General features: G+C 71.3%; 5 protein-coding genes. 4 read left to right on the plus strand and 1 reads right to left on the minus strand.

Annotation, left to right across the window (positions count from 1 at the left end; translation table 11 throughout):
* The coding region (locus tag ACFU99_RS35370; RefSeq protein ID WP_384400231.1) for a lysophospholipid acyltransferase family protein at positions 1-636 on the minus strand (636 nt) is incomplete at its 3' end.
* A 314-nt stretch (positions 637-950) separates the two neighbouring features.
* Between ACFU99_RS35370 and ACFU99_RS35375 the strand changes: the two genes are divergently transcribed.
* The 4 genes from ACFU99_RS35375 to ACFU99_RS35390 all read left to right on the plus strand — a co-directional run bounded on the left by ACFU99_RS35375 (position 951) and on the right by ACFU99_RS35390 (position 4116).
* Entirely contained in the window at positions 951-1268 is a 318-nt protein-coding gene (locus ACFU99_RS35375; protein ID WP_384400240.1) for a TlpA family protein disulfide reductase, read from the plus strand.
* Between the two features lie 336 nt (positions 1269-1604).
* Positions 1605-2111: a flavin reductase family protein gene (locus tag ACFU99_RS35380; RefSeq protein WP_384400243.1), complete on the plus strand. Its 507-nt coding sequence runs from the start codon at positions 1605-1607 to the stop codon at positions 2109-2111.
* Between the two features lie 186 nt (positions 2112-2297).
* Positions 2298-3092, plus strand: coding sequence for an electron transfer flavoprotein subunit beta/FixA family protein (locus ACFU99_RS35385; protein ID WP_384400234.1), 795 nt, complete (start codon positions 2298-2300; stop codon positions 3090-3092).
* Between the two features lie 61 nt (positions 3093-3153).
* Positions 3154-4116 carry an electron transfer flavoprotein subunit alpha/FixB family protein gene (locus ACFU99_RS35390; protein WP_384400237.1) on the plus strand — a complete coding sequence of 321 codons (963 nt, stop codon included), beginning with the start codon at positions 3154-3156 and terminating at the stop codon, positions 4114-4116.
* Positions 4117-4175: the final 59 nt, after the last annotated feature.

The raw sequence follows: 4175 nt of genomic DNA on the forward strand, positions 1-4175 counted from the left end.
GCGTACCGGGTAGGCGCGCTGTGCGGCCTCCAGGAGCTCCTGGACGCGTGCCCGCAGCCGCTCGGTGATGGAGTCGGCGTTCTCGGCGGGGTCGGCGGCCATCGGCTCGCCGACCCGCATCGCGATCGGGATGTGGTGACGGCCGAAGTCGCGCTTGTGCCCCTTGGTCCACAGCCGCTGCGTGCCCCACAGGGCCATCGGCAGCAGCGGCACCCCGGCCTCCTGCGCCAGCCGGGCCGCGCCGGACTTGAAGTTCTTCAGCGTGAACGACTGGGAGATCGTCGCCTCCGGGAACACCCCGATGATCTCCCCCGAGCGCAGCGCCTTCAGCGCGTGCTTGTACGCCTCCATGCCCGCCGCCCGGTCCACCGGGATGTGCTTCATCGCGCGCATCAGCGGACCCGAGATCTTGTGCCGGAACACGGACTCCTTGGCCATGAACCGCACCAGCCGCTTGGCGGGCCGGGCCGCCATTCCGCAGAAGACGAAGTCGAGGTAGCCGATGTGGTTGCTCACCAGAACCGCCCCGCCGCGCTGTGGGACGTTCTCCGTGCCCTGGGCGTCGAAGCGCAGATCCAGCACTTTGAACATGGTGCGGGCCGTACCGATCACCGGGGGATAGACGAGCTCTGCCATATCGGGGGACCCTTCTGTTCCTCGGGAGGGTTCTCCCGACGGAAGTTACGCGGCCGTAGGTTCTCGGCTTTCGGCAGATCGTGCCTGATGTCCGGCCTGTCGGCCACCTTGTGGGCTGTCGTCGCCGGGAGATTCTCATCACGTCGCGCGCGGCTGTCCGGTGCAGCAGAAGCTACACCCGCGACGGACGGGATATCAGGGACAGCCGATTTTCCGTCGCGGGAATCCTGTCGCGGGAATCCTCAGGGCCGCCGCGGCGCTGCACGGTTGACGGAGTGACGAGAACGGAGCAGGGGAGGGCCGCGGTGCGGGAGCTGGACGGCGGGGAGCGGCTGAGCGCCGCCGAGATCGGCGCGGAGCTGGGGGAGCGGGCGACGCTCGTGCAGTTCTCCAGCGCCTTCTGCCAGCCCTGCCGGGCGACCCGTCGCACGCTGGGGGAGGTGGCCCGCATGGTCGAGGGGGTGGCCCATGTCGAGATCGACGCGGAGGCCCGGCTGGAGCTCGTACGGGCCCTCGGGGTCGACAGCACGCCGACCGTCCTGGTCCTCGACGCGGCCGGCCGCGTCGTGCGCAGGGCCGCCGGGCAGCCGCGCACGGTGGACGTCATCGCCGCGCTCGGCGCGGCCGTCTGAGCGGCGGCGGGCGATGAGGCGAGAAGGACGAGAAGGACGAGAGGGACGAGAAGAAGCAGCCCGCCGGGCAGGCGCCCCGCGTCCGGCCACCGATCGAGCCGTCTCCTGCCCGCCAAACCTGTTAAACCTCCGCGTGACACGTCTCCCACCTGGCAAGAGGCCCTTGACGGTGCGTACGACGAATCGTCAGGGTGACGACATGCGGCCTGGACCCCTCCTTCTCTACGGACGTGCGCACGTCGACCTGCTGCGGACCGCGAGCGCCTGCTGTCCGAGCGCGTGAGCGGACGCGACGGCACTCCTCCCGGCTCGAACCTCCAGCAGAAGGACATCTCCATGACGGCCTCACCCGGCCTCGGCACGCCCCTGCTCGCCGCCCCCGACCTCCTGCGCTCCGTCTTCCGGCAGCACGCCGCGGGCGTCGCCGTGATCACCGCGCACGGCGCGAAACCCGTCGGCTTCACCGCGACCTCCCTCACCTCCGTGGCCGCCGAGCCCCCGCTGCTCTCCTTCGGCGTCGGCACCGGCTCCTCCAGCTGGCCGGTGCTGGCCGAGGCCGGGCACGTAGGCGTGCACATACTCGGCGAGCACCAGCGGGAGCTGGCTGCGACCTTCGCCCGCAGCGGCGCCGACCGCTTCGCCGAGCCGACCTCCTGGCGCACGGGCCCCGAGGGCGTGCCGCTGCTCGACGGCGTGCTGGCCTGGCTGGTGTGCAAGGTCGTGGCCCGGGTGCCCGCCGGCGACCACCGGCTGGTGCTCGCCGAGGCGGTCGTCGGCGACCCGGCGGGGACGGGCCGCCCGCTCCTCTACCACCAGGGCCGTTTCAACGCCCTGCGCGACTGATTCATCCCGTTCCCGCACCGTTGGCAAGGTCACAGTTCGGTGGCCTTGCTTCCGGGGAATGAGGTGGATGTACTGGCGAGTAATATTTCGTTCGGAGCGGGGCCGCCCCGACCGGAATCCGCCCCACAAGGCGCCTATGCTGCCTGCACAAGGCAGCTGAAGAGACGATGCAGTAGGAGAGCCGGCGTGAGCTTGAGGATCGTTGTCTGTGTGAAGTACGTGCCCGACGCCACCGGCGACCGGCACTTCGCCGAGGACCTGACCGTCGACCGCGACGACGTGGACGGCCTGCTCTCGGAGCTCGACGAGTACGCGGTCGAGCAGGCGCTCCAGATCGCCGACGAGGCAGATTCCGACGACGGGGTCGAGATCACCGTACTGACCATCGGCCCCGAGGACGCCAAGGACGCGCTGCGCAAGGCGCTGTCCATGGGCGCCCACAAGGCCGTCCACGTCGAGGACGACGATCTGCACGGCACCGACGCGCTCGGCACCTCCCTGGTGCTCGCCAAGGCTGTGGAGCACACCGGCTACGACCTCGTCATCTGCGGCATGGCCTCCACCGACGGCGGCATGGGCGTGCTCCCGGCGATCCTCGCCGAGCGCCTGGGCGTGCCGCAGGCGACCCTGCTCTCCGAGGTCTCCGTCGCGGACGGCAAGGTCACCGGCCGCCGGGACGGCGACACCGCCAGCGAGCAGCTGGAGGCGGCGCTGCCGGCCGTCGTGTCCGTGACCGACCAGTCGGGCGAGGCCCGCTACCCGTCGTTCAAGGGCATCATGGCCGCCAAGAAGAAGCCCGTGGAGTCCCTGGACCTCTCCGACCTGGGTATCGAGGCGGACGAGGTCGGCCTCGAAGGCGCCTGGACCAAGGTCGACGACGCCGCGGAGCGCCCGGCCCGTACAGCGGGCACGATCGTCAAGGACGAGGGCGAGGGCGGCAAGCAGCTCGCCGAGTTCCTCACGGGCCAGAAGTTCATCTGAGCGTCCGACGGCCCGTACGAACCCTCACCCGCCCTCGCCATTCCCGCAGGAGAGCAGAACCATGGCTGAAGTCCTCATCTACGTCGACCACGTGGACGGCGCCGTCCGCAAGCCCACCCTCGAACTGCTGACGCTGGCCCGCCGCGTCGGCGACCCCGTCGCCGTGCACCTCGGCCCGGGCGCCGAGGAGGCCGCGAAGGTCCTCGGCGAGCACGGCGCCGTCAAGGTCCTGGCCGCCGACGCCCCGGAGTTCGCCGACTACCTCGTCGTGCCCAAGGTGGACGCGCTCCAGGCCGCGTACGAGGCGGCCTCCCCGGTCGCCGTGCTCGTGCCGTCCTCCGCCGAGGGCAAGGAGATCGCGGCCCGCCTCGCGGTCCGCATCGGCTCCGGCATCATCACCGACGCCGTCGACCTGGAGGCCGGCGACGAGGGCCCGGTGGCCACGCAGTCCGTCTTCGCGGCCTCGTTCACCACCAGGTCCCGCGTCACCAAGGGCACCCCGGTCATCACCGTCAAGCCCAACTCCGCCGCCCCCGAGGCCGCCCCGGCCGCCGGTACGGTCGAGCAGCTCGCCGTCTCCTTCAGCGAGCAGGCCACCGGCACCAAGGTCGTCTCCCGCACGCCGCGCGAGTCGACCGGCCGCCCGGAGCTGACCGAGGCCGCGATCGTGGTCTCCGGCGGCCGCGGCGTCAACGGCGCCGAGAACTTCCCCGTCATCGAGGGCCTGGCCGACTCGCTCGGCGCGGCCGTCGGCGCCTCGCGCGCGGCGGTCGACGCCGGCTGGTACCCGCACTCCAACCAGGTCGGCCAGACCGGCAAGTCCGTATCGCCGCAGCTCTACATCGCGGCGGGCATCTCCGGCGCGATCCAGCACCGGGCGGGCATGCAGACCTCGAAGACCATCGTGGCCATCAACAAGGACGCCGAGGCCCCGATCTTCGACCTCGTCGACTACGGCGTGGTCGGCGACCTCTTCGACGTCGTCCCGCAGCTCACGGACGAGGTCAAGACCCGCAAGGGCTGAGTCCGACCGCACGGGCACGCGGCGGCGGTCCGTACGACCCGGTCGGGGCCGTACGGACC

Source organism: Streptomyces sp. NPDC057654, from assembly GCF_042800135.1.
Lineage (GTDB): Bacteria > Actinomycetota > Actinomycetes > Streptomycetales > Streptomycetaceae > Streptomyces.

Coding starts and splice junctions, on each gene's coding strand:
- ACFU99_RS35390 (WP_384400237.1), top strand. CDS start 3,154: ATGGCTGAAGTCCTCATCTACGTCGACCACGTGGACGGCGCCGTCCGC.
- ACFU99_RS35380 (WP_384400243.1), top strand. CDS start 1,605: ATGACGGCCTCACCCGGCCTCGGCACGCCCCTGCTCGCCGCCCCCGAC.